At 60.7% G+C, this 26,841-nt stretch carries 28 protein-coding genes and 1 tRNA gene; 21 read left to right on the top strand and 8 right to left on the bottom strand.

Features of this window, described 5'->3' with window-relative positions; translation table 11 throughout:
• Positions 1 to 2: 2 nt before the first annotated feature.
• Positions 3 to 1,277: a uracil-xanthine permease family protein gene (locus tag BLU24_RS06295; protein ID WP_090286201.1), complete on the top strand. Its 1,275-nt coding sequence runs from the start codon at positions 3 to 5 to the stop codon at positions 1,275 to 1,277.
• A gap of 131 nt (positions 1,278 to 1,408) precedes the next feature.
• On the opposite strand, the gene hemH is transcribed toward BLU24_RS06295, so the two are convergent.
• Positions 1,409 to 2,434: a ferrochelatase gene (gene hemH / locus BLU24_RS06290; RefSeq protein ID WP_093098406.1), complete on the bottom strand. Its 1,026-nt coding sequence runs from the start codon at positions 2,432 to 2,434 to the stop codon at positions 1,409 to 1,411.
• Positions 2,435 to 2,447: 13 nt separating this feature from the next.
• Entirely contained in the window at positions 2,448 to 3,350 is a 903-nt protein-coding gene (locus BLU24_RS06285; protein ID WP_093098404.1) for a TIGR01777 family oxidoreductase, read from the bottom strand.
• Between the two features lie 197 nt (positions 3,351 to 3,547).
• Between BLU24_RS06285 and BLU24_RS06280 the strand changes: the two genes are divergently transcribed.
• The 12 genes from BLU24_RS06280 to BLU24_RS06225 all read left to right on the top strand — a co-directional run bounded on the left by BLU24_RS06280 (position 3,548) and on the right by BLU24_RS06225 (position 14,222).
• The gene (locus tag BLU24_RS06280; RefSeq protein WP_093098402.1) at positions 3,548 to 4,534 is read left to right on the top strand and encodes an NAD(P)/FAD-dependent oxidoreductase; all 987 of its coding nucleotides are present in this window, start codon (positions 3,548 to 3,550) and stop codon (positions 4,532 to 4,534) included.
• A complete protein-coding gene (locus BLU24_RS06275; protein ID WP_093098400.1) occupies positions 4,531 to 4,746 on the top strand; it encodes a TIGR02450 family Trp-rich protein in 216 nt (71 codons plus the stop codon). Before BLU24_RS06280 ends, BLU24_RS06275 begins: the two co-directional genes overlap by 4 nt.
• A 761-nt stretch (positions 4,747 to 5,507) precedes the next feature.
• Complete coding sequence (locus BLU24_RS06270; protein ID WP_090286212.1) at positions 5,508 to 6,470, top strand: YbgA family protein; 963 nt, start codon at positions 5,508 to 5,510, stop codon at positions 6,468 to 6,470.
• Positions 6,470 to 7,411, top strand: a complete 942-nt coding sequence (locus BLU24_RS06265) for a MerR family transcriptional regulator (RefSeq protein WP_093098398.1) — start codon at positions 6,470 to 6,472, stop codon at positions 7,409 to 7,411. The genes BLU24_RS06270 and BLU24_RS06265 overlap by 1 nt, the downstream gene beginning before the upstream one ends.
• Positions 7,412 to 7,432: 21 nt before the next feature.
• Positions 7,433 to 8,878: a deoxyribodipyrimidine photo-lyase gene (gene phrB / locus BLU24_RS06260; RefSeq protein ID WP_172833316.1), complete on the top strand. Its 1,446-nt coding sequence runs from the start codon at positions 7,433 to 7,435 to the stop codon at positions 8,876 to 8,878.
• Positions 8,871 to 9,293 carry a nuclear transport factor 2 family protein gene (locus BLU24_RS06255; protein WP_093098393.1) on the top strand — a complete coding sequence of 141 codons (423 nt, stop codon included), beginning with the start codon at positions 8,871 to 8,873 and terminating at the stop codon, positions 9,291 to 9,293. The genes phrB and BLU24_RS06255 overlap by 8 nt, the downstream gene beginning before the upstream one ends.
• Positions 9,290 to 10,072, top strand: a complete 783-nt coding sequence (locus tag BLU24_RS06250; RefSeq protein WP_093098390.1) for an SDR family NAD(P)-dependent oxidoreductase — start codon at positions 9,290 to 9,292, stop codon at positions 10,070 to 10,072. Before BLU24_RS06255 ends, BLU24_RS06250 begins: the two co-directional genes overlap by 4 nt.
• Positions 10,069 to 11,316 carry an NAD(P)/FAD-dependent oxidoreductase gene (locus tag BLU24_RS06245; protein ID WP_093098387.1) on the top strand — a complete coding sequence of 416 codons (1,248 nt, stop codon included), beginning with the start codon at positions 10,069 to 10,071 and terminating at the stop codon, positions 11,314 to 11,316. Before BLU24_RS06250 ends, BLU24_RS06245 begins: the two co-directional genes overlap by 4 nt.
• Entirely contained in the window at positions 11,313 to 12,128 is an 816-nt protein-coding gene (locus BLU24_RS06240) for a DUF1365 domain-containing protein (RefSeq protein ID WP_093098384.1), read from the top strand. Before BLU24_RS06245 ends, BLU24_RS06240 begins: the two co-directional genes overlap by 4 nt.
• Positions 12,115 to 13,380, top strand: coding sequence for an SAM-dependent methyltransferase (locus BLU24_RS06235; RefSeq protein WP_093098381.1), 1,266 nt, complete (start codon positions 12,115 to 12,117; stop codon positions 13,378 to 13,380). The genes BLU24_RS06240 and BLU24_RS06235 overlap by 14 nt, the downstream gene beginning before the upstream one ends.
• Positions 13,373 to 13,864, top strand: coding sequence for a DUF2878 domain-containing protein (locus BLU24_RS06230; protein ID WP_090286227.1), 492 nt, complete (start codon positions 13,373 to 13,375; stop codon positions 13,862 to 13,864). The genes BLU24_RS06235 and BLU24_RS06230 overlap by 8 nt, the downstream gene beginning before the upstream one ends.
• A gap of 52 nt (positions 13,865 to 13,916) precedes the next feature.
• On the top strand, positions 13,917 to 14,222 hold the full coding sequence (locus BLU24_RS06225) for a YkgJ family cysteine cluster protein (RefSeq protein WP_090286229.1): 306 nt from the start codon (positions 13,917 to 13,919) through the stop codon (positions 14,220 to 14,222).
• 129 nt (positions 14,223 to 14,351) lie between these two features.
• On the opposite strand, the gene BLU24_RS06220 is transcribed toward BLU24_RS06225, so the two are convergent.
• The 6 genes from BLU24_RS06220 to hemA form a co-directional block, all read right to left on the bottom strand.
• On the bottom strand, positions 14,352 to 14,870 hold the full coding sequence (locus BLU24_RS06220; RefSeq protein WP_090286231.1) for an acyloxyacyl hydrolase: 519 nt from the start codon (positions 14,868 to 14,870) through the stop codon (positions 14,352 to 14,354).
• Between the two features lie 110 nt (positions 14,871 to 14,980).
• On the bottom strand, positions 14,981 to 15,772 hold the full coding sequence (gene murI, locus BLU24_RS06215; protein ID WP_093098378.1) for a glutamate racemase: 792 nt from the start codon (positions 15,770 to 15,772) through the stop codon (positions 14,981 to 14,983).
• A complete protein-coding gene (locus tag BLU24_RS06210; protein ID WP_093098375.1) occupies positions 15,765 to 16,520 on the bottom strand; it encodes a molybdopterin-synthase adenylyltransferase MoeB in 756 nt (251 codons plus the stop codon). The genes murI and BLU24_RS06210 overlap by 8 nt, the downstream gene beginning before the upstream one ends.
• The gene (gene prmC / locus BLU24_RS06205) at positions 16,514 to 17,344 is read right to left on the bottom strand and encodes a peptide chain release factor N(5)-glutamine methyltransferase (protein ID WP_090286237.1); all 831 of its coding nucleotides are present in this window, start codon (positions 17,342 to 17,344) and stop codon (positions 16,514 to 16,516) included. The genes BLU24_RS06210 and prmC overlap by 7 nt, the downstream gene beginning before the upstream one ends.
• Positions 17,345 to 18,427, bottom strand: coding sequence for a peptide chain release factor 1 (gene prfA / locus BLU24_RS06200; protein WP_093098371.1), 1,083 nt, complete (start codon positions 18,425 to 18,427; stop codon positions 17,345 to 17,347). It lies immediately after the preceding gene.
• A complete protein-coding gene (gene hemA / locus BLU24_RS06195) occupies positions 18,424 to 19,710 on the bottom strand; it encodes a glutamyl-tRNA reductase (RefSeq protein WP_093098369.1) in 1,287 nt (428 codons plus the stop codon). Before hemA ends, prfA begins: the two co-directional genes overlap by 4 nt.
• Before the next feature lie 183 nt (positions 19,711 to 19,893).
• Between hemA and BLU24_RS06190 the strand changes: the two genes are divergently transcribed.
• The 8 genes from BLU24_RS06190 (at position 19,894) to ychF (ending at position 26,814) form a co-directional block, all read left to right on the top strand.
• Positions 19,894 to 21,618, top strand: coding sequence for a tetratricopeptide repeat protein (locus BLU24_RS06190; protein ID WP_093098367.1), 1,725 nt, complete (start codon positions 19,894 to 19,896; stop codon positions 21,616 to 21,618).
• Positions 21,619 to 21,621: 3 nt separating this feature from the next.
• Positions 21,622 to 22,239, top strand: coding sequence for a lipoprotein insertase outer membrane protein LolB (lolB, locus tag BLU24_RS06185; RefSeq protein ID WP_090286245.1), 618 nt, complete (start codon positions 21,622 to 21,624; stop codon positions 22,237 to 22,239).
• A 3-nt stretch (positions 22,240 to 22,242) separates the two neighbouring features.
• Positions 22,243 to 23,094: a 4-(cytidine 5'-diphospho)-2-C-methyl-D-erythritol kinase gene (ispE, locus tag BLU24_RS06180; RefSeq protein ID WP_093098364.1), complete on the top strand. Its 852-nt coding sequence runs from the start codon at positions 22,243 to 22,245 to the stop codon at positions 23,092 to 23,094.
• A gap of 36 nt (positions 23,095 to 23,130) precedes the next feature.
• Positions 23,131 to 23,205 (top strand) — tRNA-Gln (locus tag BLU24_RS06175).
• Positions 23,206 to 23,250: 45 nt separating this feature from the next.
• Entirely contained in the window at positions 23,251 to 24,192 is a 942-nt protein-coding gene (locus BLU24_RS06170) for a ribose-phosphate pyrophosphokinase (protein ID WP_090286249.1), read from the top strand.
• Between the two features lie 141 nt (positions 24,193 to 24,333).
• Entirely contained in the window at positions 24,334 to 24,936 is a 603-nt protein-coding gene (locus tag BLU24_RS06165) for a 50S ribosomal protein L25/general stress protein Ctc (protein ID WP_090286251.1), read from the top strand.
• A 170-nt stretch (positions 24,937 to 25,106) separates the two neighbouring features.
• Positions 25,107 to 25,691, top strand: coding sequence for an aminoacyl-tRNA hydrolase (gene pth, locus BLU24_RS06160; RefSeq protein WP_008079560.1), 585 nt, complete (start codon positions 25,107 to 25,109; stop codon positions 25,689 to 25,691).
• Positions 25,692 to 25,713: 22 nt separating this feature from the next.
• The gene (gene ychF, locus BLU24_RS06155) at positions 25,714 to 26,814 is read left to right on the top strand and encodes a redox-regulated ATPase YchF (protein ID WP_090286253.1); all 1,101 of its coding nucleotides are present in this window, start codon (positions 25,714 to 25,716) and stop codon (positions 26,812 to 26,814) included.
• Positions 26,815 to 26,841 lie beyond the last annotated feature (27 nt).

Here is a 26,841-nt window from a genome sequence, read left to right as displayed (position 1 = left end):
GCATGCAACAAGAGTTCAACGATCCGCTCTGGCGCACGGTGCTGTCCGGCGCGCAGATGCTGTTCGTGGCGTTCGGCGCGCTGGTGCTGATGCCGCTGATCACGGGCCTGGACCCGAACGTGGCACTGTTTACCGCCGGTCTGGGCACGATCCTGTTCCAGATCGTCACCGGGCGTCAGGTGCCGGTGTTTCTGGCGTCGAGCTTCGCCTTCATTACCCCGATCATTCTCGCCAAGGGCCAGTTCGGCCTCGCCGCGACCATGGGCGGGGTGATGGCGGCCGGTTTCGTCTACACCTTCCTCGGCCTGGCCGTGAAGATCAAAGGCACCGGGTTCATTGACCGCCTGCTGCCGCCGGTGGTGATCGGTCCGGTGATCATCTCGATCGGCCTGGCAATGGCGCCGATTGCCGCGAACATGGCGATGGGCAAGGCTGGCGATGGTTCTGAATTGATTCCCTACCAGACCGCCATGCTGATTTCGATGCCGGCCCTGCTGACCACGTTGATCGTGGCGGTGTTCGGCAAAGGCATCTTTCGTCTGGTGCCGATCATTTCCGGGGTACTGGTGGGTTTTGCCATGTCGTTCTATTTCGGCGTGGTCGACACCGCGAAGATTGCAGCGGCGCCCTGGTTCGCCCTGCCGCACTTCACCGCGCCGGAGTTTAACTGGCAGGCGATCCTGTTCATCGTTCCGGTGGCCCTGGCGCCGGCGATTGAGCACATCGGCGGGGTGATTGCGGTCGGCAGCGTGACCGGTCGCGATTATCTGAAGAAGCCTGGCCTGCATCGCACCCTGCTCGGTGACGGCATCGCCACCACCGCCGCCGGCCTGTTTGGCGGTCCGCCGAATACCACCTATGCCGAAGTGACCGGCGCGGTGATGCTGACCAAGAACTACAACCCGAAAATCATGACCTGGGCGGCGATCTTCGCCATCACCCTGGCGTTCATCGGCAAGTTCGGCGCGCTGCTGCAAAGCATTCCGGTGCCGGTGATGGGCGGGATTCTGTGCCTGTTGTTCGGCTCGATCGCGGCGGTGGGGATGAACACCTTGATCCGCCACAAGATCGACCTGGGCGAAGCGCGCAATCTGGTGATCGTCTCGGTGACGCTGGTGTTCGGTATTGGCGGTGTGCTGGTCGGCACCGGCACCGGTCCGGATGACTTCGGCCTCAAAGGCATCGCGCTGTGCGCGGTGGTGGCGATTGCGCTGAACCTGATCCTGCCGGGTAATGATGGCTGGAAGCAGAAGAAGGCGGATGAACCGCTGATCTAAACCTACAGATCTGCAGCGCCTGACACACCGCTATCGCCAGCAGGAGGCTGGCTCCCACATTTGATCTCTGATGCCACAGTTTTTGTGAACACAGCAGATCCAGTGTGGGAGCCAGCCTGCTGGCGATGCTTTTAGAGGGCCAGCGGCGCGCGTTCGCAGAGCGTTGCCAAGGCCTTGGCCCATTGCGGGTCATCATTCAGGCAGGGCACCAGCACCAGCTCCTCGCCCCCCGCTTCGCGGAACTGCTCCTTGCCGCGATCGCCGATTTCTTCCAGCGTCTCGATGCAGTCAGCGACGAATGCCGGGCACATCACCAGAATCTTTTTCACGCCGCTTTTTGCCAGCTCGTCCAGCCGCGCTTCGGTGTACGGCTCGATCCACTTTGCTCGCCCCAGGCGCGACTGAAACGACACCGACCACTTGCCGTCCGCCAGCCCCATGCTTTTGGCGAACTCGGCGGCGGTACGGAAGCACTGCGCGCGATAACAGGTCGCCAGCACCGCCGGCGACGCGGTCTGGCAGCAATCGGCGCCTTTCAAGCAATGATTGCCGCTCGGATCGAGCTTGGTCAGATGCCGCTCCGGCAAGCCGTGGAAGCTCAGCAGCAAGTGGTCGAAATCCTGCTGCAAATGCGGGCGAGCGCTGGCTACCAGCGCATCGATGTATTCCGGCTGGTCGTAAAACGGCTGCAGGATCGACAGCTGCACATCGAGCTTGTGCTCGCGCAAAACGCGTCGGGCTTCTTCGATCACCGTGGTGGTGGTGCTGTCGGCGAACTGCGGATACAGCGGCGCCAGGGTGATCTTCTTGTGCCCGGCCTTCACCAGACGCAGCAGGCAGGTTTCGATCGACGGCTCGCCATAACGCATCGCCAGGTCGACCGGGCCATGCTTCCAGGTCTGGGTCATCTGCTGTTGCAGACGCTGGCTGAGCACCACCAGCGGCGACCCTTCCTCCCACCAGATCGAGGCATAGGCATGCGCCGATTGCTCCGGGCGCTTGATCAGGATCAGCGACACCAGCAGACGCCGCACCGGCCAGGGCAGGTCGATGACGTACGGGTCCATCAGAAATTGATTGAGGTAGCGGCGCACATCGGCCACCGAGGTCGAGGCCGGGGAACCCAGGTTGACCAGAAGCAAGGCGTGATCGGTCATGCAACGTCCTATTTCAGAGGCGGCTGGAGAGATCGTCCAGAGCCGCGCGTAAATCCGTGAACTGGAAAGTGAAACCCGCTTCCAGCAAGCGTACCGGCATGGCCCGTTGGCCGCCGAGCAACAACAATGACATCTCACCGAGGCCGACTTTCAGCGCCAGCGTCGGCATCGGCATGAACGCCGGGCGGTGCAACACGCTGCCCAGCGTCTGCGCAAATTCGCGATTGCGCACCGGTTTCGGCGCGCAGGCATTATAAGGACCACTGGCCTGCTCGCGGTGCAGAAGAAAATCAATCAGGGCGATTTGGTCGTTGATATGAATCCACGGCATCCACTGCCGCCCGTTGCCCAACGGCCCGCCCAGACACAGCTTGAACGGCAACAGCAGGCGCGACAAAAAGCCGCCCTCGGCCGACAGCACCAGACCGGTTCGCACCAGCACCACGCGCATACCCAGGTTCTCCGCACGCAAGGCCGTCTCTTCCCAGGCGATGCACAACTGACTGGCAAAATCGTCGATCACCGGCGGTGACTCTTCGGTCAACTCGCGCTCGCCACCGTCGCCGTACCAGCCGATGGCCGAGCCGGAAATCAGCAAGGCCGGTTTTTGCGTGCGCGTTTCGAGCCAGGTCAACAGGGTCTCGGTGAGCTTGATCCGGCTGCTCCACAGCAACGCCTTGCGCCGGTGCGTCCAGGGCCGATCGGCAATCGGCGCGCCAGCCAGATTGACGATCGCGTCGAGCGGCTCCTCGCCGAGGTCTTCCAGAAGGGCGATGCCACGCACCGACGCGCCACAGATCTTCGCCACCGTTTCGGGCTTGCGACTCCACACCGTCAGGCGATGGCCCTGCTCCAGCCAATGACGGCAGAGCTGACGTCCGATCAAACCAGTACCGCCGGTCAGCAATATGTGCATGACATCTTCCTCGCGTGGCATTTAACCCGGATCACTAGTCTATTTTTATAAGCAGGGATCTTTTCCATCGGGCGGGCTCTATTGTTTAACCATAGGCCAAGCTAACGAAACGAGAATGGCAGAAGTTATACCAAAAAACATAATTGTACAGGTTTCATCGACGGCGTAGTCTGTACAGAAAGGTAAACGAGGCCCCTATGACTGTACCTATCGCAATCATCGGCACCGGCATCGCCGGACTCTCCGCCGCCCAGGCTCTGACAGAGGCCGGGCACACCGTGCAACTCTTCGACAAAAGCCGCGGCAGCGGCGGGCGCATGTCGAGCAAACGCAGCGACGCCGGTTCGCTGGACCTCGGCGCCCAATACTTCACCGCCCGCGACCGCCGCTTCGTCACCGAAGTACAGCGCTGGCAAAGCCAGGGCTGGGTCGCCGAATGGGCGCCACAGCTCTATTCGTATCAGGGCGGGCAACTGAACATGTCCCCGGACGAGCAGACCCGCTGGGTCGGCGCTCCCCGCATGAGCGCCATCACCCGTGGCCTGCTCGACGGCCTGAACGTGCAGTTCGCCTGCCGCATCACCGAAGTGTTTCGTGGCGAACAACACTGGCATTTACAGGACGCCGAGGGCTTTACCCACGGCCCGTTCAGCCACGTCGTCATCGCCACACCAGCGCCGCAAGCCACCGCCCTGCTCGCCGCCGCACCGAAACTCGCCGCGGCCGCCGCCGGGGTCAAAATGGACCCGACCTGGGCCGTCGCCCTGGCCTTCGAAACCCCATTGGACACACCGATCGAAGGCTGCTTCGTGCAGGACAGCCCGCTCGACTGGCTGGCCCGCAACCGCAATAAACCCGGACGCGACACCACCCTCGATACCTGGGTGCTGCACGCCACCAGCGCCTGGAGCCGGCAACACATCGACCTGTCCAAGGAAGCGGTGATCGAACATCTGCATGGCGCCTTCGCCGAACTCCTGCACAGCGCCATGCCCGCCCCCACCTTCAGCCTCGCCCACCGCTGGCTCTACGCCCGCCCCGCCACCGGCCACGAATGGGGCACCCTCGCCGACGCCGACCTGGGCCTCTACGCCTGCGGCGACTGGTGCCTGTCCGGGCGCGTCGAAGGCGCCTGGCTCAGCGGCCAGGAAGCCGCACGCCGCCTGCACGAGCACTTGCAATGAACCGCCTCAACCCCAGCAAACTGCTGCTGTCGAAATGGACAGCAGCCCAGCCACAACACCGCGAAAAACACTTCCTCGTCACCGAACTGTTCCGCGACGAAGAAGGCACCGTACTGGAAATCGAAATGCAGGCCGTGCTGACCAAACGCAGTGAGCGGATGGAATGGCGAGTGCTGAAGAATGCCGAGCAGTGGATTCTGGGCTGGAAATAATCCTGTGAGAGCCAGCTTGCTGGCGATGGACGATAACCCGCTCGTCCTGCAAATTAGCCTGGTAGCCACTTTCACGGACACAGCCAAAAGCCAACCCTCACCCTAGCCCTCTCCCGGAGGGAGAGGGAACAGATCGTGGTGTTTGGCTGAGGTACGCCCGCCTCAGGTACCGAGTCGAATGCAGATTCTGAACGGCCCACAAATCGGCTCCCTCTCCCTCGGGAGAGGGCTGGGGTGAGGGGCGAATCCAAAACAAATCCCAAGCCAACCACCCGCTTCTAACCACTCAACAATGAGCGTTAGCTCGCGTGCTTTTGATCTTGCGTCACCGGCGACGTCGGAAGGCTGAGCGGAGGGATTGATCCGGGCGTGGGAGCGCAGCGACCGTACGACGAAGTCGTACACAGCGGAAGGAGGTGCAGCGAAGCAAACCGTAGCCGCTGCGCCCGGATCGATCCCGGAGCGAAGGGACCCGAGCTTGCGAGGGCCGAACGCAGGAGCAAGCCTTTTGGGTTACCTTTTTGGCGTTTGAAAAAGGTGACCCGCCGTAAGGGCGGAACCTTAAGTGGCCGTTACCGCAGCAACGGATATGTACCCAAAGAGACGCCTTCGCGCGCAAGCTCACTCCCAAAGAAAAACCACAACCACCCTCCAACCCATAAATCTTGTACAAACTATTTGACTTGTACACCAACCCATCTATGCTGACAAAAAGTTGTACAGACAAAACCCACTGTACAGGTATAGATCGCGAGGTGCCCATGTCCGCTACCCCCACGTCCAAGCCAAAAATCGCCATCAGCGCCTGCCTGCTCGGCGCCGAAGTGCGCTACAACGGCGGACACAAGGAATCGCGCCTGTGCAGCCGCACCCTCACCGAATACTTCGACTTCACCCCGCTGTGCCCCGAAGTCGCCATCGGCATGGGCATCCCCCGCGAACCGATCCGCCTGGTCGGCGACCCCGAACAGCCACAAGCCGTCGGCACCGTAAACCCGGCGATCAACGTCACCGCCCCACTGGCTGAATATGGCAAACAGATGGCCGCCGAACTCAACGACCTCTGCGGCTACATCTTCATGCAGCAATCACCGTCCTGCGGCCTCGAGCGAGTCAAGGTCTACCACGCCAATGGCGCCCCGGTGAACGGCGGCGGTCGCGGCATTTACGCCCAGGCTTTCTGCGCCGAGCACCCTGACCTGCCTGTGGAAGAAGCCGGACGCCTGAACGACCCGGTGCTGCGCGAAAACTTCATCACCCGGGTACTCGCCTACAGCGCCTGGCAACAAGTGCTTGCACAAGGCCTGAGCCGTCGTGTCCTGACCGAATTCCACTCGCGCTACAAATACCTGCTGATGGCGCACAACCCGCTGCAATACAAAGCCCTCGGCAAACTGCTGGGCAGCATGGCCGACAGCGATCCGGCCGAACTCGGCCCGCGCTACTTCAGCGAGCTGATGGCCGCCCTGAAGAAATGCGCGACCCGTGGCACCCACTGCAATGTCTTGCTGCACATCAGCGGTTATTTGAAACAATCGCTGAGCGCCGAAGACAAAAAAGAAATGCAGCACGTCATTGGCCAGTACCGCCAGGGCATCGTGCCGCTGGTGGTGCCGCTGACCCTGCTCAAGCATCACTTTCGCCTCCATCCGGATCCGTACATTGCGCAGCAGGTTTACCTGCAACCGCACCCGGAAAACCTCAGTCTGCGAAACGCTATCTAATGAACGATAAAACCGACAGCAGCGCCCAGGAAGATCTCGGCGCCGACTTCAAAAAGGCCCTCGACGAGGGCTGGCTGCCAATCCGTGAAGTGGCGCGGCAGACCGGCGTCAACGCGATCACTCTGCGCGCCTGGGAGCGTCGCTACGGGCTGGTCGTGCCGCAGCGCACGCCCAAGGGCCATCGCCTGTATTCGGCTGAACATGTGCAGCGCATTCTGGCAATTCTCACCTGGCTCAACCGCGGCGTCGCGGTCAGTCAGGTCAAGCCGTTGCTCGACACGCCACAGGCGTTCAGCGAAACGGTAGAGAACGACTGGCAGCAACTACACCAGACGCTGATGACGGCCGTCACCCAACTCAACGAGCGCTTGCTCGACGACAGCATCAATCAGGCCATGGCGTTGTACCCGCCGCGCACCCTGTGCGAGCAACTGCTGATGCCGCTGCTGACAGAACTGGAGCAGCGCTGGCAGGGCCAGTTCGGCGCACAGATGGAACGGGTGTTCTTTTATTCCTGGCTGCGCAGCAAATTCGGCACGCGCATCTACCATAACAACCGCCAGTTCCACGGCGCGCCGCTGTTGTTGATCAACCATTCCGACCTGCCACTGGAACCGCATCTGTGGCTATGCGCCTGGCTGGTCAGCAGTGCCGATTGTCCGGTGCAAGTGTTCGACTGGCCGCTGCCCGCCGCCGAACTGGCACTGGCGGTGGAACACCTGCAGGCCCGTGGCGTACTGCTGTATTCCAGCAAAGCCATGAACCTTGGGCAGTTGCAGAAGCTGCTCAATGGCATCGACTGCCCGAAAATGATCGTCGGACCAACGGTATGCATCCACCACGCCGAGTTGTCCGTAAAAACCTCCGACATGACTGATGTGCTCCTGGCAGAAGACGTGCTTCTGGCCCACCAGGCACTGGTTCAGCGTGGATTGATTTAAATGGACGCGGTGAGTTCCGACATGCAATTGATCTGGCTGCGCTGCGACTTGCGCCTACATGACAACACTGCCCTGGCCGCCGCCGCTGCGCGCGGGCCGATGGTGGCCGTGTACCTGCTGAGCCCAGAGCAATGGCAGGAACATGACGATGCGCCGTGCAAGGTCGATTTCTGGTTGCGCAACCTCACCGTCCTGAGCCAAAGCCTCGCCGCGCTGAATATTCCTCTGCTGATTCGCACCGCGACGCATTGGGATCAGGCGCCAGCGCAACTGCTGAAACTGTGCAAGGAGCTCGGAATTCAGGCAGTCCACGTCAACGAGGAATACGGTGTCCATGAAAGTCGCCGCGATGCCGCCGTTAGCCAAACCCTGAAAGCCGCAGGCATCGAATTCCATAGCTACCTCGATCAGTTGCTGTTCAAACCCGGCACCGTGCTGACCAGGACCGAGACGTACTTTCAGGTGTTCAGCCAGTTTCGCAAGGTCTGTTACGAACGCCTGCACCGCTCGTTGCCGGCGCTGGTCAAGGCACCCGGCAAACAAGCCGCGCTGCACATCAGCAGCGATCCGATTCCCGCATCGATCAACGGTTTCGCCACCCCGAGCCAAACCCTGCAAGCGCTGTGGCCGGCCGGTGAAGACGAAGCCCGCCGGCGTCTCGACAGCTTCACCGACGCGCAAATCGACTATTACCAGAGCGAGCGTGACTTCCCGGCGAAACCCGGCACCAGCCAGCTCTCAGCTTATCTGGCGGCCGGGGTGATCTCCCCGCGTCAGTGCCTGCATGCCGCGCTGCACAGCAATCAGGGCGAATTCGAAAGCGGCAAGGTCGGCGCGGTCACCTGGATCAATGAGCTGCTCTGGCGCGAATTCTACAAACACATTCTGGTTGGTTATCCGCGGGTCTCGCGCCATCGCGCGTTTCGCCCGGAAACCGAAGCACTGGCCTGGCGTGACGCGCCGGCCGAACTGGCCGCCTGGCAAGAGGCGCGCACCGGCCTGCCGATCATCGACGCGGCGATGCGCCAATTGCTTGAAACCGGCTGGATGCACAATCGTCTGCGCATGGTCGTGGCGATGTTCCTGACCAAGAACCTGCTGATCGACTGGCGCGAAGGCGAGCGCTTTTTCATGCGTCATCTGATCGATGGCGATCTGGCGGCGAACAACGGTGGCTGGCAGTGGAGCTCCTCAACCGGCACCGACTCGGCACCGTACTTCCGGATTTTCAATCCGCTGAGCCAGTCGGAGAAATTCGACAGCGAAGGCCTGTTCATCAAGCACTGGCTGCCAGAGCTGGCCGGTCTGAACAAAAAAGACGTGCACAACCCGGCCAAACTCGGCGGCTTGTTCGGCGTGGCGGATTACCCGGCGCCGATCGTCAATCTGAGCACCTCGCGCGAGCGTGCCCTGGCCGCGTTCAAGAACCTGCCGTCGCGCCTGCCAGCCGGAGGCCATGATGAGTGAGTTCCTGTACCGCTTCGCCGGGCAATTTTCCACCTTGAACAAAGACAACCTGGACCGCCTCGGCGAGCTGTACAGCCACGACATTCATTTCACCGACCCGCTGCACGAAGTGCAGGGTTTGCAGCAATTGCGCGATTACTTTAACGAGCTGTACGCCAACGTCAGCGAACTGCGCTTCGATTTTCACGGTTACGACCAGATCGCGGACGGCGAAGGCTACTTGCGCTGGGTCATGAGTTATCGCCACCCGCGTCTGGCGAGCGGGCAAGTGATTCGCGTCAGCGGCTGCTCGCATTTGCTGTGGCACGACAAGGTTTATCGCCATCGGGATTATTTCGATGCCGGGGCGCTGCTGTATGAGCATTTACCCGTATTGGGCCGGGTCATCGCCTGGCTAAAAAGGAGAATGGGATGAGTCGTACACCTCCACGGCGTTATTGGCTGACCGGTGCCAGCAGTGGCATCGGCGCGGCACTGGCTGAGGAAATTCTGAAAACCGGTGCGCACCTGGCGGTCAGCTCGCGGCAGATCGCGCCGCTGAAAGTCTTGTCGCAACGCTATCCGGGACAAGTGCTGGTGGTGCCGGGCGACCTGACCAACAGCCAGACCGTGCGCGAAATCGGCGAGCAGATTACCCAAGACTGGGGCTCGCTGGATTCGGTGATCCTCAACGCCGGCACCTGTGAATATGTCGACGCGAAACAGTTTGATTCATCGATCATCGAGCACGTGGTGCGCACCAATCTGCTCGCCAGCAGCTACTGCATCGAAGCCGCCCTGCCCCTGCTGCGCAAAGGCACCGCGCCGCATCTGGTTGGCGTGGCCAGTTCAGTGACGTACCTGCCGCTGCCGAGGGCGGAAGCTTATGGCGCGTCGAAGGCCGGTTTGCGTTATCTGTTCGAATCGCTGCGCATCGATCTGGCCGACGAAGGCATCGAAGTTACCGTGGTCAGCCCTGGCTTTGTCGATACGCCGCTGACCGCGAAAAACGATTTCCCCATGCCGCTGAGCTGGCCTGTGGATAAGGCCGCGCGGCACATCTTCGCCAAGCTCAAGGACCGGCCGCTGGAGATCGCCTTTCCGGCACTGTTCATGGCGGCGCTGTGGCCGCTGTCGAAGCTGCCGTCGCGTGTGCAACTGGCGATCGGCAAACGCATGGTGCGCAAATCTCCGCCATTGACGGACCCGACATGAAAATCGCCATCATCGGCAGCGGCATCGCCGGGCTGACCTGCGCCTACCTGCTCAATCGCCGCCACGACATCACGGTGTTCGAGGCCAGCGACTGGGTCGGCGGCCACACGCATACCGTGCCGGTGACTGTCGACGGGCGTGACTATGCGGTGGACACCGGTTTCATTGTGTTCAACGACTGGACCTATCCGAACTTCATCCGCTTGCTCGGGCAACTCGGGGTGGCGTTCAAACCGACCGAGATGAGCTTCTCGGTGAACGATCCCGACACCGGCCTGGAATACAACGGCAACAACCTCAACAGTCTTTTTGCCCAGCGCAGCAACCTGTTGTCGCCGGGGTTCTGGGGCATGTTGCGCGACATTCTGCGCTTCAACAAAGAAGCCCAGCGCGACCTGCTCGAACTGCGCATCGCCGCCAACACCACGCTGGACGAATACCTCAGGGCCGGCGGCTACGGTGAGCGTTTCATCCTGCATTACATCGTGCCGATGGGTTCGGCGATCTGGTCGATGTCGATGGCGGAAATGCTCAACTTCCCGCTGCAGTTCTTTGTACGTTTTTTCAAGAATCATGGACTGCTGTCGGTCAGCGACCGTCCGCAATGGCAAGTCATCGAGGGTGGCTCGAGCGCTTACATCGCGCCGCTGACCGCTTCGTTCAAGGAACGGATTCGCACCAACTGTGCGGTGACTCGAGTCGATCGCGACACCCACGGTGTGGTCACCCACAGCCCGGCCGGCATCGAGCACTTCGACCGCGTGGTGTTCGCCTGTCACAGCGATCAGGCACTGAAACTGCTGGCCACACCGAGCGATGCCGAACGGGCGATCCTCGGCGCCCTGCCCTACGCCGACAATGAAGTAGTGCTGCACACCGACACGCGCCTGCTGCCGACACGCAAACTGGCGTGGGCGAGCTGGAACTACCGGCTCAGCGGCGCCGGCCACACCCACGCCGCCGTCACCTACGACATGAACATTCTCCAGGGCATTCAAAGCGACACCACGTTTTGCGTAAGCCTCAACCAGAGCGCCGGCATCAGCACGGACAAGGTGCTCGCCCGTTACACCTACGCGCACCCGCAATTCAGCCTCAACGCGGTGGCGGCACAGCAGCGCTGGGGCGAACTGGACGGCGCGCAGCACACGCATTATTGCGGCGCCTATTGGGCCAACGGTTTTCACGAGGACGGTGTGGTCAGCGGTTTGCGCGTGGCCGCCGCGTTCGGGGAAACCCTGTGAACAGCGCCCTGTACAGCGGCTGGATCGGCCATCGGCGCTTCTCGCCGCGTCGCCATGAATTCCGCTACCGCATCGGCTTGCTGTATCTCGATCTGAGCGAGCAGGACGCAGTTCTCGCCCTGTCGCCGCTGGCCGGGCGCAGTCGCTTCGCGCCGTTTTCCTTCCGCGAAACCGACTACCTCAAGGCGTTCACCGGCCAGGGCATGCGCCTGATCGATGCGGTGCGCCAACAGGTCGGCGCGGCCATCGGGCATGAGCCGCAAGGTTCGATCTGCCTGCTGACCCAGGTGCGCAGTTGGGGCTTGTCGTTCAACCCGGTGAGTTTCTTTTACTGCCATGAGGCGGACGGGCAACTGGCGGCGATTGTCTGCGAAGTGACCAACACGCCGTGGCGCGAGCGCTATCACTATGTGCTGCCGGCGCGCGCACCGCTGAGCCTGGGCGATTTTCATCAGCACTTCGCCGTGGCCAAGGCTTTTCATGTGTCGCCATTTTTGCCGCGCGATCTCGAATACCGCATGAGCTTCAGCCCCGCCGCGCAAAACCTCGGCGTGCACATGGCCGACTGGCAGGGCGAACAGAAACTGTTCGACGCCACGCTCAACCTGCAACGCGAACGCCTCGATCGCCACAGCCTGCATCGTTACCTGCGACGTTTCCCGTGGATGACCGCAAAAACCGCATTGGCCATTTATTGGCAGGCGCTGCGCCTGTTGCTCAAGCGCGCGCCGATTTTCGCCCACCAGACTGCCGACGGCAGCTTTCAAACCGCCACTGTGTCTCCCAAGGAGCACCGCCATGAAATCCTCTAGTCTGTCGGCCGGTTGGCTCAGCACCAACGGTTTGACCGGGTCGCTGTTGCGCCGTGGCGTCTTGCGCCAATTGAGCCTGCTTAAACACGGACAACTGCTGGTGGTCGAGGATGGCGAACGTCTGCTGTTCGGCACTCCGGGCAGCACGCTGCTGGGGGAAATCCACGTCAACGATCCGGCACTCTGGGGCATGGTCGCCGGCAACGGTTCGATTGGCGCTGGCGAAGCGTTCATTCACGGCTACTGGAGCTCGCCGGATCTGACCGCGGTGGTGCGCGTGTTCGTCAGCAACCTTGACGTGCTCGATGCCATGGAAGGTGGCCTGGCGCGTATCAGCCGGCCGTTGGTGCAAGGCTTGCACTGGCTCAATCGCAACACGCGCAAGGGCTCGCAGAAAAACATCGCCGCGCACTACGATTTGGGCAACGACCTGTTCGAGCAATTTCTCGACCCGACCATGATGTACTCGGCCGGGCAATTCCTGCGCCCCGACGACAGCCTCGAACAGGCGCAACTGAACAAGTTGCAGCGCATCTGCCAGAAGCTTGCTTTGCAACCCGGCGATCACTTGCTGGAGATCGGCACCGGTTGGGGCAGCATGGCGCTGTATGCGGCGCAGCATTACGGCTGCCGCGTGACCACCACGACCCTGTCGAAAGAGCAGTACGCATTCACCGCGCAACGCATCGAGCAACTGGGCCTGCAAGATCGCGTCACGCTGCTGTTGCAGGACTATCGCGACCTCACCGGGCAGTACGACAAACTGGTGTCGATCGAGATGATCGAAGCGGTCGGCCATCGTTTCCTGCCGACCTACTTCAAGCAGTGCGCGCAGTTGCTCAAGAGCAACGGGCTGATGCTGATCCAGGCCATCACCATTCGTGAACAGCGCTACGAACAGGCGTGCCGCAATGTCGATTTCATCCAGCGCTACATCTTCCCTGGCGGCGCCTTGCCCAGCGTGCAGAAGATGCTCGATGTGGTCAGCCGCGACACCGACATGAACCTGCTGCACATGGAAGATTTCGGCCTGCACTACGCGCGGACCCTGCGCCTGTGGCATGAAAACTTTCGCCAGGCCCACGGTCGTTTGACCGAGCTGGGCTATGACGATTATTTCCTGCGTTTGTGGGAGTTCTATCTGTGCTACTGCGAGGGCGGTTTCCTCGAGCGCGCGATTGGCACGGCGCAACTGCTGCTGGCAAAACCGGCGGCGATCACCGCGCCGCTGCTCGGACGCTTCGATGCTTAAAAATGTCGCCAACGCGGTACTGTTCCAGCTCGGCTGGCTGACCTGCGTGATGGGCGGCAACAGTCTGTGGTTGCTGCTGGCATTGGCGGTGCTGGTGATTCATCTGCGCTGGCTCAGCAGTTGGGCGGCCGAGGGCCGGCTGGTGCTCAGCGTGGTGATTGTCGGCACGGCGCTGGACAGTGTTCTGCGCGCGTTGGGCGTGTTCGAGTTCAGCGACGAGTCGCCGCTGATTCCGCTGTGGCTGATGTTGCTCTGGGCATTGCTCGCGACAACGTTGCGCCATTGTCTGCAATGGAGTGCTCGGCCGTGGTGGCTGGCCAGCGCGCTGGGGGCCGTCGGCGGTGCCCTGTCGTACTACGCAGGAGGGCGCCTGGCCGGGGTGCAATTTCCCTACGGCGACTGGCCCACACTGATTGGCATCGGTGTGCTTTGGGCACTGGTGTTTCCGCTGCTGCACGCGATGGCCCGGCGCCTGGCGCAGTGAGCGTCTGTCAGCGCTTTCACACGCACAGCGACCGCTGCCTTACACTGGCGCCATGAAAACCATCCCTCATCAACAAATCGCCGAACCGGCGGTCACTTGCTCGACCTGCGCAGCCTGCTGTTGCCAGCTCGAAGTCATGCTGATCACCGACACGGGCGTGCCTGAACGTTTTATCGATACCGATGAGTGGGGCGGCGAAGTGATGCTGCGTCTGGACGACGGCTGGTGCGCAGCGCTGGATCGCGACAGCATGATGTGCACGATCTACGAAAAACGCCCGCTGATCTGCCGCGAATTCGAAATGGGTGCACCGGAGTGCATTGAGGAACGGCGCGGCATCGCCACGGCCTACCGCTGATTTTTCAAACACCACAAACCAATGCAGGAGTGAGCCTGCTCGCGATAGCGGAGTGTCAGCCGAAAATTGTTTGACTGACACTCCGCTATCGCGAGCAGGCTCACTCCTGCAAGGGGAGCTGCGTAGCGGTTACAGCGGCATCGTGTAATGCAGTGCGTAACTCTCTACACCATCGTTGTCGCTGGACAGGCCGGCGTTGGAATAGTGCGTCGCACGAATCCCGACTTCATGCCCGCCATTGAAACGCAGGCCGAAACCGATGCGGTCTTCGAACTGGAAGGAACCGCCGATTTTGTTGTCTTCGTATTCGGTGTTAGAGAAAAACGCCGCACCGATACCCGCTTCAACGTACGGTTTGACCGACTGGCCGGCAAACTCATAAACGAAAACAGGCGAGAACGACAGGCTGTTGTTGCTGGAAGTCTTGTCACCTTCCCAATAAGTGTAAGCGCCACTCCAGTAGCCGGTCAGGCGACCCACGTCGCTCTGCAGCCAGCTCTTGTCCCAGTCGAAATTCATGCCCAGGCGATAGGTCATGGTCGAATCGCTGGTACCGCCAACGGCGAATTCAACGCCAGCGGCTTGTGCAGAAATGCTTTGCCCCATCAGTGCGGCCGCAATCGCGGCCAAGCAGAATAGTCGCTTCACTTTGAAACTTCCTTTTCCGGAACGATCGTTTGGTTTTTAGTGCTGCTGTCGCTATAGAAATCTGCGCTCGAACAGAAGTTCAGCTTATTTCGAGTTATTTCACATTTTTTTTACAAGTCGAAGTTTTGCACATCTGCGGCGGATTGGCCCAGCAGCGGCAGGATTTTTCTGAAGGACAGCGGATCGGCACTGGTCCAGAACTTCACAGGCTGGCATGGTCCTGCGGCAAGCAGATCACGTTCACCCAGCAACCGTTGCAGTTGCCGGGCCACCGCCGCGCCGGTGTCGATCAGGCTGATATCGTCGCCGATCATCGTCTTTAGCAGCGGCTTCAGGAAGGGATAATGCGTACAGCCGAGAATAATCGTGTCGCAGCCCTGAGCCAGTAATGGCGCGACGTAACCTTGCAGCAACACGCGCAATTGCGGGCTGTGCAGCTCACCGTCTTCAATCAGCTCGACCAGCCCCGGGCACGGCTGGGTGATGACTTTCACGTCGGCAGCGAAGCGATCGAGCAGCGCGGCGAACTTGGCGCTCTGCAAGGTGCCCGTGGTGGCGAGTACGCCCACCACCCCGCTGCGGGTCGCGGCGGCGGCAGGTTTGACCGCCGGTTCCATGCCGACAATCGGCCAGTTCGGGAAGTCTCGACGCAAGTCAGCCACACCGGCCACGGTTGCAGTGTTGCAAGCCAGCACCAAGGCCTTGGCGCCCTGCTCGCGGAAAAACCCGGCCATCGCGCTGCAGCGCTGGCGGATGAATTCCGGAGTTTTCTCACCGTAGGGAATGTGCCCGCAATCGCCAACATAGAGCAGCGATTCATTGGGCAGCAAGCGCTGGATTTCAGCCAGTACCGACAAGCCGCCGACGCCGGAATCGAACACGCCGATCGGCGCTTCACGCATGGCGCGAACCACAGACACTGCAACCCGGATCGCGCTTGACGCGCAATTCGCGGAAACGCGAACCGAGCGCATCGATCAGTAGCAAGCGCCCTACCAGCGGCTCGCCGAAACCAACCAGCATCTTCAGCGCTTCAAGTGCTTGCAGGCTGCCAACCAGACCGACCAAAGGCCCGACCACGCCCGCCTCGCTGCAGGTCAATTCGGCTTCGCTGCCATGCCCGTACAGGCAGTGATAACAAGGGCTCTCGGCACGCCGCGGGTCGAACACAGACAACTGCCCTTCCAGGCGAATCGCCGCGCCGCTGACCAGCGGTTTACCCGCCGCTACGCACGCCGCATTGACGGCCTCACGGGTAGAAAAGTTATCCGAACAGTCGAGGACCAGATCCACCGCCGTCACCGCGACTGCCAGAGAACTCTCGTCGAGCGCCTGACGGTGGGCAATCAGCTGAATCTCGGGATTGATCGCACCCAGGCGCTTGAGCGCCGAATCGACCTTGCTCATGCCGACACTGTCGGTGTCATGAATGATCTGCCGTTGCAGGTTGGTCAGGTCGACGGTGTCGAAATCGGCCAGGTGCAGTGCACCGACACCGGCAGCGGCCAGATACAGCGCCACCGGTGCGCCGAGACCGCCGAGGCCGACAATCAATACGCGACCGTCCTTGAGCTTCAGTTGCCCGTCGATGTCGATGTGTTGCAGCAGAATCTGCCGGCTGTAGCGCAGCAATTCCTGATCATTCAGCACGGCAGGCGCCCCAGACTGATGCGTTGATGGCCGCCCAGATCGGTGCGGCTGTGAACCTCGGTAAAACTGCGGGTCAGCAGCAGATCGCGCACGGCTTCGGCCTGATCATAGCCATGTTCGAGCATCAGCCAGCCACCGGCTTCGAGATGATCCGGCGCCTGAGCGACGATCAAACGCAGATCGTCGAGACCGTCTTCACCGGCGACCAGCGCACTGGCCGGCTCGAAGCGCACATCGCCTTCGACCAGATGCGGATCGGCGGCGGCGATGTACGGCGGGTTGCTGATGATCAACTGAAAACGCTGACCGGCCAGCGCACTGAACCAGTGGCTGCTCAGCACTGTAGCGTTGTTCAAGTGCAGGCGCTGGCGATTGCGTTCGGCCAACGCGACGGCTTCGAGCACGCGATCCACCGCCGTCACTCGCCACGCCGGGCGCTCGCTGGCCAGGGCCAAGGCGATGGCACCGCTGCCGGTGCCGAGGTCGAGCACTTTCGCCGGGGTCGCGGGCAGCAGTTCCAACGCCGCTTCCACCAGCAATTCAGTGTCGGGACGCGGGATCAGCGTGTGCGGTGCCACTTCCAGATCGAGTTTCCAGAAGCCCTGCTGGCCGAGAATGTAGGCCACCGGCTCGCCGCCACGGCGTCGTTGCAGATACTCGGCAAAGGTCAGCGCCGCTTCGCTCGGGACGATGCGCTCGGGCCAGGTGTGCAGAAAACTGCGCGATTTGCCCAGCGCTGCGGCGAGGAGCAATTCGGCGTCCAGACGCGCCGTCGGCGAATCCGGCAGTTCGGCGGCGCGCAACAGGCTGGCGATAATGGTCATTTATTCACCTATCGCCGCGAGCTGATCCGCCTGGTATTCGGCCAGCAACGGTTCGATCACCGCGTCCACGCCACCGGCGAGAATTTCATCCAGCGAATACAGGGTCAGGTTGACGCGATGGTCGGTGACCCGGCCCTGCGCATAGTTGTAGGTGCGGATGCGCTCGGAACGATCACCGGAACCGACCAGCAATTTGCGCTCGCTGGCGATCGCGTTGGCCGCCGCGGCGTTTTGCTGATCGTTGAGCTTGGCCGACAGCCACGCCATCGCCCGCGCACGGTTCTTGTGCTGGGAACGTTCTTCCTGGCACTCGACCACAGTGCCGGTCGGTATGTGGGTGATGCGGATCGCCGAGTCGGTGGTGTTGACGTGCTGACCACCGGCGCCGGAGGAGCGGTACGTGTCGACGCGCAAATCCGCCGGGTTGATTTCGATGGCTTCGCGCTCGTCCGGCTCTGGCAATACCGCCACGGTGCACGCAGAAGTATGGATACGGCCCTGGGATTCGGTGGCCGGTACGCGCTGTACGCGGTGCGCCCCGGACTCGAATTTCAGCTTGCCGTAAACGTTGTCGCCTTCAATGCGCGCGATGACTTCCTTATAGCCGCCGTGTTCGCCTTCGTTTTCCGAGAGGATCTCCACGCGCCAGCCACGGCGTTCGGCGTAACGCGAGTACATGCGGAACAGGTCGCCAGAGAAAATCGCCGCCTCGTCGCCACCGGTGCCGGCGCGAATTTCGAGGAACACGTTGCGGCCATCGTTGGGATCTTTGGGCAGTAGCATGCGCTGCAAGTCGGATTCCAGGGTAATCAGCGATTCCTTGGCTTCGCGGACTTCTTCCACGGCCATTTCGCGCATGTCCGGGTCGTTGTCCTTGAGCAGCGCCTGTGCGCCTTCAAGATCGCTTTGTACGCCGAGCAGCTTTTCATAAGCCTGCACGACCGGCTCGAGTTCGGCGTATTCCTTGGAATAGGCGCGAAACTTCGTCTGATCGGAAATGACCTCGGCGTCGCCGAGCAGCGCGGTCAGTTCCTCGAAACGGTCCTGGAGGGTGTCCAGCTTGTTGAGCAGTGACGCTTTCATTGCGGTTTTTTATCCGAAAAACTATCCGGTGAGCCCTCAAGGGCAAAGAGTTCCTGGGCCATGGCCAGCGCATCGAGGCGGCCTTCGGCAGAAAGCTTTTTCAGCTGCACGCTGGGCGCATGCAGCAATTTGTTGGTCAGGCCACGGGCCAATTGCCCGAGCACATCTTCGGCATTGCCGCCGTTAGCGAGCAGGCGCAGGGCCTTTTGCAGCTCTTCGTCGCGCAGGCGTTCGCTCTGTTGACGGTAGGCCTTGAGCACGTCGACTGCCGCCAGTTCGCGCAGGCGCACCATGAAATCGTCGGCGCCGACCGAAACCATCTCTTCCGCCGCCTGCGCTGCGCCCTGGCGGCTCTTGAGGTTTTCGGCGACCACTTCGTGCAGGTCATCGACGCTGTACAGGTAAACGTCGTCCAACTCGCCGACTTCCGGCTCGATATCGCGGGGAACCGCGATATCGACCATGAAAATCGGTTTGTGCTTGCGCAGCTTCAGCGCACTCTCGACAGCGCCTTTGCCAAGGATTGGCAACTGACTGGCGGTCGAGCTGATGACGATATCGCTGCGCACCAGCTCCGCCGGAATATCCGACAGCAGCACCGCGTGGGCACCGAACTGTTCAGCCAACAGGCTGGCACGCTCCAGCGTACGGTTGGCGACGACGATGCGCTTGACCCCCAGCTCGTGCAGATGGCGGGCGACCAGGGTGATGGTCTCGCCGGCGCCGATCAGCAAGGCCTGGCTGCGCTGCAAGTCACTGAAAATCTGTTTGGCCAGGCTGACCGCGGCAAACGCCACGGACACCGGGTTTTCGCCGATCGCGGTGTCGGTGCGCACCTGCTTGGCGGCATTGAAGGTGGCTTGAAACAGCCGCCCCAGCAGCGGGCCAATCGTGCCGGCCTCCCGTGCCACGGCGTAGGCCGACTTCATCTGGCCGAGAATCTGTGGCTCGCCCAAAACCAGCGAATCGAGCCCTGAGGCGACGCGCATCATGTGACGAACGGCCGCATCGTCTTCATGCACATAAGCACTGGCGCGCAGCTCATCGAGACTGAGCTTGTGATAATCGGCCAGCCAGCGCAGCACGATATCCGCCGACAACTGATCCTGTTCTATATAAAGTTCACTGCGATTGCAGGTGGAGAGGATCGCGGCTTCGCGGCTGTCGGTCAGTCGGCAGAGCTGCTGCAAGGCCTCCACCAGCTGTTCTGGCGTAAAGGCCACGCGCTCGCGGACGTCTACGGAAGCAGTCTTGTGGTTGATACCGAGTGCAAGGAAGGCCATTCAAGGTCGCTGGTGGTGACGTGAAGCCGGCAATTGTCCTACTTCGAAAGATTCAGAACAACTACCGCTGACTATTGTCCCAATTGTCGGCCCCTATAATGGCCACAATCGAGACTCGGTTATGTTTGGCCGAAGGCTTGTGTCATGATGATCCGACCGCAGGTTTAGCCGTCCTCTTCCTATATGAATAGATCTTCCGCGTTGCTCCTCGCTTTTGTCTTCCTCAGCGGCTGCCAGGCCATGGCTCCCGTTTCGCCGAGCGGCACGCCGTCGGTCGAAGACACCACGCCCGCACCTGAAAAGCCCAAGGTCTACGGCTCGTTCAGCGAGGAAACCGTTTTCAGCCTGTTGAGTGCCGAACTCGCCGGCCAGCGCAATCGCTTCGACATTGCCTTGGACAACTACGTGACCCAGGCCATCAACACGCAGGATCCGGGCATTTCCGAGCGCGCCTTCCGCATCGCCGAGTACCTGGGCGCCGATCAACCGGCCCTCGATACCGCGCTGATCTGGGCGCGAAACGCTCCGGACGATCTCGAAGCGCAACGCGCCGCCGCCGTGCAACTGGCACGCGCCGGACGTTATGACGACTCCATGGTGTACATGGAGAAAGTCCTGCAGGGCAAGGGCGACACCCATTTCGATTTCCTCGCGCTGTCGGCCGCCGACACCGATCAGGAAACCCGCAACGGCCTGATGAAAAGTTTCGACCGTTTGCTGCAGCGCCATCCGAACAACAGCCAGCTGATTTTCGGCAAGGCCTTGCTGCTGCAACAGGACGGCGACAACAAAGGTGCGCTGGCCCTGCTCGAAGACAATCCTCCGGAAGACGGCGAGATCGCACCGATTCTGCTGCGCGCACGCTTGCTGCAGATCCTCAACCGTGGCGACGAAGCGCTGCCGCTGTTGCAAAAAAGCATCAAGAAATACCCGGACGACAAACGCCTGCGCCTGACCTACGCGCGCATGCTGGTTGAACAGGACCGCATGGACGACGCCAAGGCCGAGTTCTCCAGCCTCGTTCAGCAGTACCCGGAAGACGACGAACTGCGTTATTCGCTGGCGCTGGTGTGCCTGGAAGCCAAGGCCTGGGACGAGGCCAAGGGTTATCTGGAAGACTTGATTGCCCGTGAAAGCCATGTCGATTCAGCGCACTTGAACCTCGGTCGTATTGCCGAGGAACGCAACGATCCGCAAGGCGCGCTCATCGAGTACGCCCAGGTCGGCCCGGGCAACGACTTTCTGCCGGCGCAATTGCGTCAGGCTGACATTCTGATGAGCAACGGCAAGACCGCTGAAGCACAGAGTAAACTCGGCGCAGAGCGTGACGAACAACCGGATTACGCGATCCAGCTGTTTCTGATCGAATCGGAAACCCTGTCGGCCAATAAACAGGACGACAAGGCCTGGTCGGTTCTGCAGCAAGCGCTGGTGCAATACCCGGACGACCTTAATCTGCTCTACACCCGAGCGATGCTCGCGGAAAAACGCAATGATCTGGCGCAAATGGAAAAAGACCTGCGCCTGATCATCAAGCGTGACCCGGACAACGCCATGGCCCTCAATGCGCTGGGCTACACCTTGTCCGACCGCACCACCCGCTACGCGGAAGCGAAAACCCTGATCGAGCAGGCGCACCAGATCAATCCGGAAGACCCGGCGGTCCTCGACAGCCTCGGCTGGGTGAATTACCGCCTGGGCAATCTGGACGACGCGGAGAAATACCTGCGTCAGGCCCTGGAGCGCTTCCCCGATCACGAAGTCGCCGCGCATCTGGGTGAAGTGTTGTGGGCCAAGGGCAGTCAACGCGAAGCCAAACAAGTGTGGGGCAAGTTCCTCAAGGATCAGCCCGACAGCACCATTCTGCGCAGCACCATCAAGCGCCTGACCGGATCCGAGACTCTCTAACCCATGTTTTTGCGCCACGTCATTGTTTTCAGCTTCATCGCCCTGCTCGCCGGTTGCTCGGGTTTTGGTACTCGCGAATCGGTCGAGGGCCACGGCAGCCCGGCTCAATGGGCCGCCAACAAACAGCAACTGACCGCCCTCGATGGCTGGCAGATCGACGGCAAGATCGGCATCCGCGCCCCGAAGGATTCCGGCAGCGGCACGTTGTTCTGGCTGCAGCGTCAGGACTATTACGACATTCGCCTGTCCGGCCCGCTGGGTCGCGGCGCGGCACGCCTGACCGGGCGTCCGGGCAAAGTCTCGCTGGAAGTCGCCAATCAGGGCCGCTACGAAGCGCAATCGCCCGAAGCCCTGCTCGAAGAACAGCTTGGGTGGAAGTTGCCGGTGTCGAACCTGGCGTGGTGGGTGCGTGGCTTGCCGGCTCCTGAAAGCAAAAGCCGCCTGAATCTGGACGCCGACAGCCGCCTGGCCAGCCTTGAGCAGGATGGCTGGAACGTCGAATACCTCGCCTACACCGAACAGAATGGCTACTGGTTGCCCGAGCGCATCAAGCTGCACGGCACCGACCTCGACGTCACGCTGGTGATCAAGACCTGGCAACCGCGCAAGCTGGGGCAGTAATCGATGACCGCTGTACGCCTGACCCTGCCCTCGCCGGCCAAACTCAACCTGATGCTGCACATCCTCGGTCGCCGCGCCGACGGTTATCACGAATTGCAGACGCTGTTTCAGTTTGTCGATTACGGCGATGAAATCACTTACGCCGTGCGCGATGACGGCGTGATCCGACTGCACACCGAGTTCGCTGGCGTGCCGCACGACAGCAACCTGATCGTGCGCGCAGCGAAAATGCTTCAGCAACAATCCGGCTGCACGCTCGGTATCGACATCTGGATCGACAAGGTGCTGCCCATGGGCGGCGGCATCGGTGGCGGCAGTTCGAATGCGGCAACGACGTTGCTCGGCCTCAATCACCTGTGGCAGTTGGGTTGGGATGAGGATCGCCTGGCCGCGCTGGGTCTGACACTCGGCGCTGACGTGCCGGTTTTCGTGCGTGGCCACGCGGCGTTCGCCGAGGGCGTGGGCGAGAAACTGACCCCGGTCGACCCCGAAGAACCGTGGTATCTGGTACTCGTGCCGCAAGTCTCTGTTAGTACGGCAGAAATTTTTTCCGATCCTTTGTTGACACGTAACACACCGCCCATTAAAGTGCGCCCCGTTCCCGAGGGAAACAGTCGAAATGACTGCTTGCCGGTGGTTGCAAGGCGTTATCCAGAAGTACGTAACGCATTGAATTTGTTAGGTAAATTTACCGAAGCAAAACTTACCGGAACTGGAAGTTGTGTGTTTGGGGGCTTCCCAAGCAAAGCTGAAGCTGATAAAGTCTCGGCCCTTCTGACAGAGACCCTTACAGGGTTTGTAGCCAAAGGCAGCAACATTTCGATGTTGCACCGCAAACTGCAAAGTCTGCTCTAAAGGAACCAGGTGCTCGGCACTTGATGCAACAGATACAGGGGCGTCGCCAAGCGGTAAGGCAGCAGGTTTTGATCCTGCCATGCGTTGGTTCGAATCCAGCCGCCCCTGCCATTTTCTCTACTCATCCAGGTTACCCTCAGCCTCTAGGTACTGCGCGTGTCCAAGATGATGGTCTTTACGGGGAACGCTAACCCCGATCTGGCTCGGCGTGTCGTACGTCAGCTGCATATCCCTCTCGGTGACATCTCTGTCGGCAAGTTTTCCGACGGCGAAATCACAGCCGAGATCAATGAAAACGTTCGTGGTAAAGACGTCTTCATTATTCAGCCGACTTGCGCTCCGACCAACGATAACCTGATGGAACTGGTAGTGATGGCTGATGCCTTCCGCCGCTCCTCGGCTACTCGTATCACTGCTGTTATTCCTTATTTTGGTTATGCCCGTCAGGATCGCCGTCCGCGTTCCGCACGTGTGGCCATCAGCGCGAAAGTCGTCGCTGACATGCTTACCGTAGTCGGCATCGACCGTGTTCTCACGGTTGATCTGCATGCTGACCAGATTCAGGGCTTCTTCGATATTCCGGTAGATAACATCTACGGCTCCCCGGTTCTGGTGGATGACATTGAAGATCAGCGCTTCGAAAACCTGATGATCGTGTCCCCGGACATTGGTGGCGTCGTGCGTGCACGGGCGGTTGCCAAGTCGCTGGGTGTCGATCTCGGGATCATCGACAAACGCCGTGAGAAAGCCAATCACTCTGAAGTGATGCATATCATCGGTGATGTCCAGGGGCGTACCTGTATTCTGGTCGATGACATGGTCGATACCGCCGGCACTCTGTGCCACGCGGCCAAGGCCCTGAAAGAGCATGGCGCAGCCAAGGTCTTTGCCTATTGCACACACCCTGTGCTGTCGGGTCGGGCCATCGAGAATATCGAAAATTCCGTGCTGGACGAGCTGGTGGTGACCAACACCATCCCGCTGTCCGCTGCTGCACAAGCCTGTGCACGTATCCGTCAACTGGATATCGCACCGGTTGTTGCCGAAGCGGTTCGCCGCATCAGCAATGAAGAATCGATCAGCGCGATGTTCCGTTAAGGGCCCTGCCCTTCGCGAAATGTCTCGTTGACGAAAAGCGCCCCGCCCCGGCATCTCTGCCGGGGCGGGGCTTTTTTGCCCATACCGTGTTCGGCGCTGGTCGCAAACGCCACTCGGTCATGGCTATTTTGGAGATACAAAATGAACGATTTTACTCTGAATGCTGAAGTGCGTTCCGACCTGGGGAAAGGTGCGAGCCGCCGCCTGCGTCGTCTCGCAAGCCTGGTTCCAGCTGTAGTTTACGGTGGCGACAAAGCCCCTGAATCCATCAGCATGCTGGCCAAAGAAGTTGCCAAACTGCTCGAAAACGAAGCGGCTTACAGCCACATCATCGAGCTGAACGTTGGTGGCACCAAGCAAAACGTCATCATCAAGGCTCTGCAGCGTCACCCGGCCAAAGGCCACGTGATGCACGCTGACTTCGTACGCGTTGTTGCCGGCCAGAAACTGACCGCCATCGTGCCTGTACACTTTGTTGGCGAAGAAGCTCCAGTGAAGAAAGGCGGCGAAGTTTCGCACGTTGTTGCTGAAATCGAAGTGACCTGCCTGCCGAAAGACCTGCCTGAGTTCATCGAAGTCGACCTGTCGAAAGCAGAAATCGGCACCATCATTCACCTGTCGGACCTCAAAGCTCCTAAAGGTGTTGAGTTCGTTGCTCTGGCACACGGCGATGACAAGGCTGTTGCCAACGTCCACGCTCCACGTGTTGCTCCAGAAGCTACCGAAGAAGGCGCAGCAGAGTAATCCACTCTGCTTGCCTGAGTGAGCAAGTAACATCGCGGACTGGAACGTAGCGAGAAAGCGGGCGAGAACGCGGAGTTTACATTCATGGTAAATGAGCATTTTTCGTCCACTTTCGCCGCTGTCACAGATTGCGGTGATGTTATTCACCACTCAAAGGAAGGGCCCCTATCGTGACTGCCATCAAACTGATCGTTGGCCTGGGAAATCCAGGCGCTGAATACGACCAGACCCGGCATAACGCAGGGGCCCTTTTTGTTGAGCGCATCGCCCACGCCCAGAACGTGAATCTGGTGGCCGATCGCAAATATTTCGGCCTGACCGGGCGCTATTCGCATCAGGGTCAGGATGTTCGTCTGCTGATTCCCACGACCTACATGAACCGCAGCGGCCAGGCCGTGGCGGCACTCGCCGGTTTCTTCCGCATCAAGCCTGAAGAAATCCTCGTGGCGCACGACGAACTCGACTTGCCTCCGGGCGTTGCCAAGCTCAAGCAGGGCGGCGGCCATGGCGGTCACAACGGGTTGCGCGACATCATTGCGCAACTGGGTAATCAGAATACGTTCTACCGCTTGCGGCTTGGCATTGGCCACCCGGGCGTTGCCAGTATGGTTTCAAATTTCGTCCTGGGTCGTGCGCCACGCGCCGAACAGGAAAAACTCGATGCCAGCATCGACTTTGCCCTCGGCGTGCTGCCGGATATCCTCGCCGGGGAATGGAACCGCGCGATGAAAAACCTGCACAGCCAGAAGGCCTGACTTTTACCCGAGGGGAAACACCATGGGATTCAATTGCGGCATCGTCGGCCTGCCTAACGTCGGCAAGTCCACCCTGTTCAACGCCCTGACCAAGTCCGGTATCGCGGCCGAAAACTTCCCCTTCTGCACCATCGAGCCGAACAGCGGCATCGTGGCGATGCCGGATCCGCGCCTGCAAGCACTGGCGGAAATCGTCAATCCCAAGCGCATCCTGCCGACCACCATGGAATTCGTCGACATCGCAGGCCTGGTGGCCGGCGCCTCGAAAGGTGAAGGTCTGGGCAACAAGTTCCTCGCCAACATCCGCGAAACCGATGCCATCGCTCACGTCGTGCGCTGCTTCGAAGACGAAAACGTGATCCACGTTTCCAACAGCGTCGACCCCAAGCGCGACATCGAAATCATCGACCTGGAACTGATCTTTGCCGACCTCGACAGCTGCGAGAAGCAACTGCAGAAAGTCGCGCGCAACGCCAAGGGCGGTGACAAGGACGCGGTCGTGCAGAAGGCGCTGCTGGAGCAGCTGATCGCGCACTTCACCGAAGCCAAACCGGCGCGCAGCCTGATGAAGAACATGAGCACTGACGAAAAGGCAGTGATCAAGGGCTTCCACCTGCTGACCACCAAACCGGTCATGTACATCGCCAACGTCGCTGAAGACGGTTTCGACAACAACCCGCACCTGGACGTGGTTCGCGCCATTGCCGAAGAAGAAGGCGCCATGGTCGTGCCGGTGTGCAACAAGATCGAAGCGGAAATCGCCGAGCTCGACGACGGCGAAGAAAAGGACATGTTCCTCGAGGCTCTGGGCCTGGAAGAGCCGGGCCTGAACCGCGTGATCCGCGCCGGCTACGAAATGCTGCACCTGCAGACCTACTTCACCGCCGGTGTCGAAGAAGTCCGCGCCTGGACCGTCAAGGTCGGTGCCACCGCCCCGCAAGCCGCTGGCGTGATCCACACCGATTTCGAAAAAGGCTTCATCCGCGCCGAAGTCATCGCCTACAACGACTTCATCCAGTACAAGGGCGAACCCGGTGCCAAGGAAGCTGGCAAATGGCGTCTGGAAGGCAAGGAATACATCGTCAAGGATGGCGATGTGATGCACTTCCGCTTCAACGTCTAAGCAACACCCGCGCAAGAAAAAGCCGCG

The sequence above is a fragment of the Pseudomonas sp. Z003-0.4C(8344-21) genome, from assembly GCF_900104975.1.
GTDB lineage: Bacteria > Pseudomonadota > Gammaproteobacteria > Pseudomonadales > Pseudomonadaceae > Aquipseudomonas > Aquipseudomonas granadensis.
Note: the sequence above shows the minus strand (reverse complement) of the source record. Positions and strands in the feature narration are given on the sequence as shown.

What these genes read in the sequence shown, in the direction of transcription:
- prmC (WP_090286237.1), bottom strand. Translation starts at nt 17,344, where the DNA reads ATGACCATTATCGCCAGCCTGTTGCGCGCCGCCGAACTGCCGGATTCG.
- hemA (WP_093098369.1), bottom strand. Translation starts at nt 19,710, where the DNA reads ATGGCCTTCCTTGCACTCGGTATCAACCACAAGACTGCTTCCGTAGAC.
- BLU24_RS06270 (WP_090286212.1), top strand. Translation starts at nt 5,508, where the DNA reads ATGTCCGCTACCCCCACGTCCAAGCCAAAAATCGCCATCAGCGCCTGC.
- BLU24_RS06235 (WP_093098381.1), top strand. Translation starts at nt 12,115, where the DNA reads ATGAAATCCTCTAGTCTGTCGGCCGGTTGGCTCAGCACCAACGGTTTG.
- lolB (WP_090286245.1), top strand. Translation starts at nt 21,622, where the DNA reads ATGTTTTTGCGCCACGTCATTGTTTTCAGCTTCATCGCCCTGCTCGCC.
- BLU24_RS06250 (WP_093098390.1), top strand. Translation starts at nt 9,290, where the DNA reads ATGAGTCGTACACCTCCACGGCGTTATTGGCTGACCGGTGCCAGCAGT.
- BLU24_RS06265 (WP_093098398.1), top strand. Translation starts at nt 6,470, where the DNA reads ATGAACGATAAAACCGACAGCAGCGCCCAGGAAGATCTCGGCGCCGAC.
- BLU24_RS06255 (WP_093098393.1), top strand. Translation starts at nt 8,871, where the DNA reads ATGAGTGAGTTCCTGTACCGCTTCGCCGGGCAATTTTCCACCTTGAAC.
- BLU24_RS06245 (WP_093098387.1), top strand. Translation starts at nt 10,069, where the DNA reads ATGAAAATCGCCATCATCGGCAGCGGCATCGCCGGGCTGACCTGCGCC.
- hemH (WP_093098406.1), bottom strand. Translation starts at nt 2,434, where the DNA reads ATGACCGATCACGCCTTGCTTCTGGTCAACCTGGGTTCCCCGGCCTCG.
- murI (WP_093098378.1), bottom strand. Translation starts at nt 15,772, where the DNA reads ATGCGTGAAGCGCCGATCGGCGTGTTCGATTCCGGCGTCGGCGGCTTG.
- ispE (WP_093098364.1), top strand. Translation starts at nt 22,243, where the DNA reads ATGACCGCTGTACGCCTGACCCTGCCCTCGCCGGCCAAACTCAACCTG.
- ychF (WP_090286253.1), top strand. Translation starts at nt 25,714, where the DNA reads ATGGGATTCAATTGCGGCATCGTCGGCCTGCCTAACGTCGGCAAGTCC.
- BLU24_RS06275 (WP_093098400.1), top strand. Translation starts at nt 4,531, where the DNA reads ATGAACCGCCTCAACCCCAGCAAACTGCTGCTGTCGAAATGGACAGCA.
- BLU24_RS06190 (WP_093098367.1), top strand. Translation starts at nt 19,894, where the DNA reads ATGAATAGATCTTCCGCGTTGCTCCTCGCTTTTGTCTTCCTCAGCGGC.
- BLU24_RS06225 (WP_090286229.1), top strand. Translation starts at nt 13,917, where the DNA reads ATGAAAACCATCCCTCATCAACAAATCGCCGAACCGGCGGTCACTTGC.
- BLU24_RS06230 (WP_090286227.1), top strand. Translation starts at nt 13,373, where the DNA reads ATGCTTAAAAATGTCGCCAACGCGGTACTGTTCCAGCTCGGCTGGCTG.
- BLU24_RS06285 (WP_093098404.1), bottom strand. Translation starts at nt 3,350, where the DNA reads ATGCACATATTGCTGACCGGCGGTACTGGTTTGATCGGACGTCAGCTC.
- BLU24_RS06295 (WP_090286201.1), top strand. Translation starts at nt 3, where the DNA reads ATGCAACAAGAGTTCAACGATCCGCTCTGGCGCACGGTGCTGTCCGGC.
- BLU24_RS06280 (WP_093098402.1), top strand. Translation starts at nt 3,548, where the DNA reads ATGACTGTACCTATCGCAATCATCGGCACCGGCATCGCCGGACTCTCC.
- BLU24_RS06165 (WP_090286251.1), top strand. Translation starts at nt 24,334, where the DNA reads ATGAACGATTTTACTCTGAATGCTGAAGTGCGTTCCGACCTGGGGAAA.
- prfA (WP_093098371.1), bottom strand. Translation starts at nt 18,427, where the DNA reads ATGAAAGCGTCACTGCTCAACAAGCTGGACACCCTCCAGGACCGTTTC.
- phrB (WP_172833316.1), top strand. Translation starts at nt 7,433, where the DNA reads ATGCAATTGATCTGGCTGCGCTGCGACTTGCGCCTACATGACAACACT.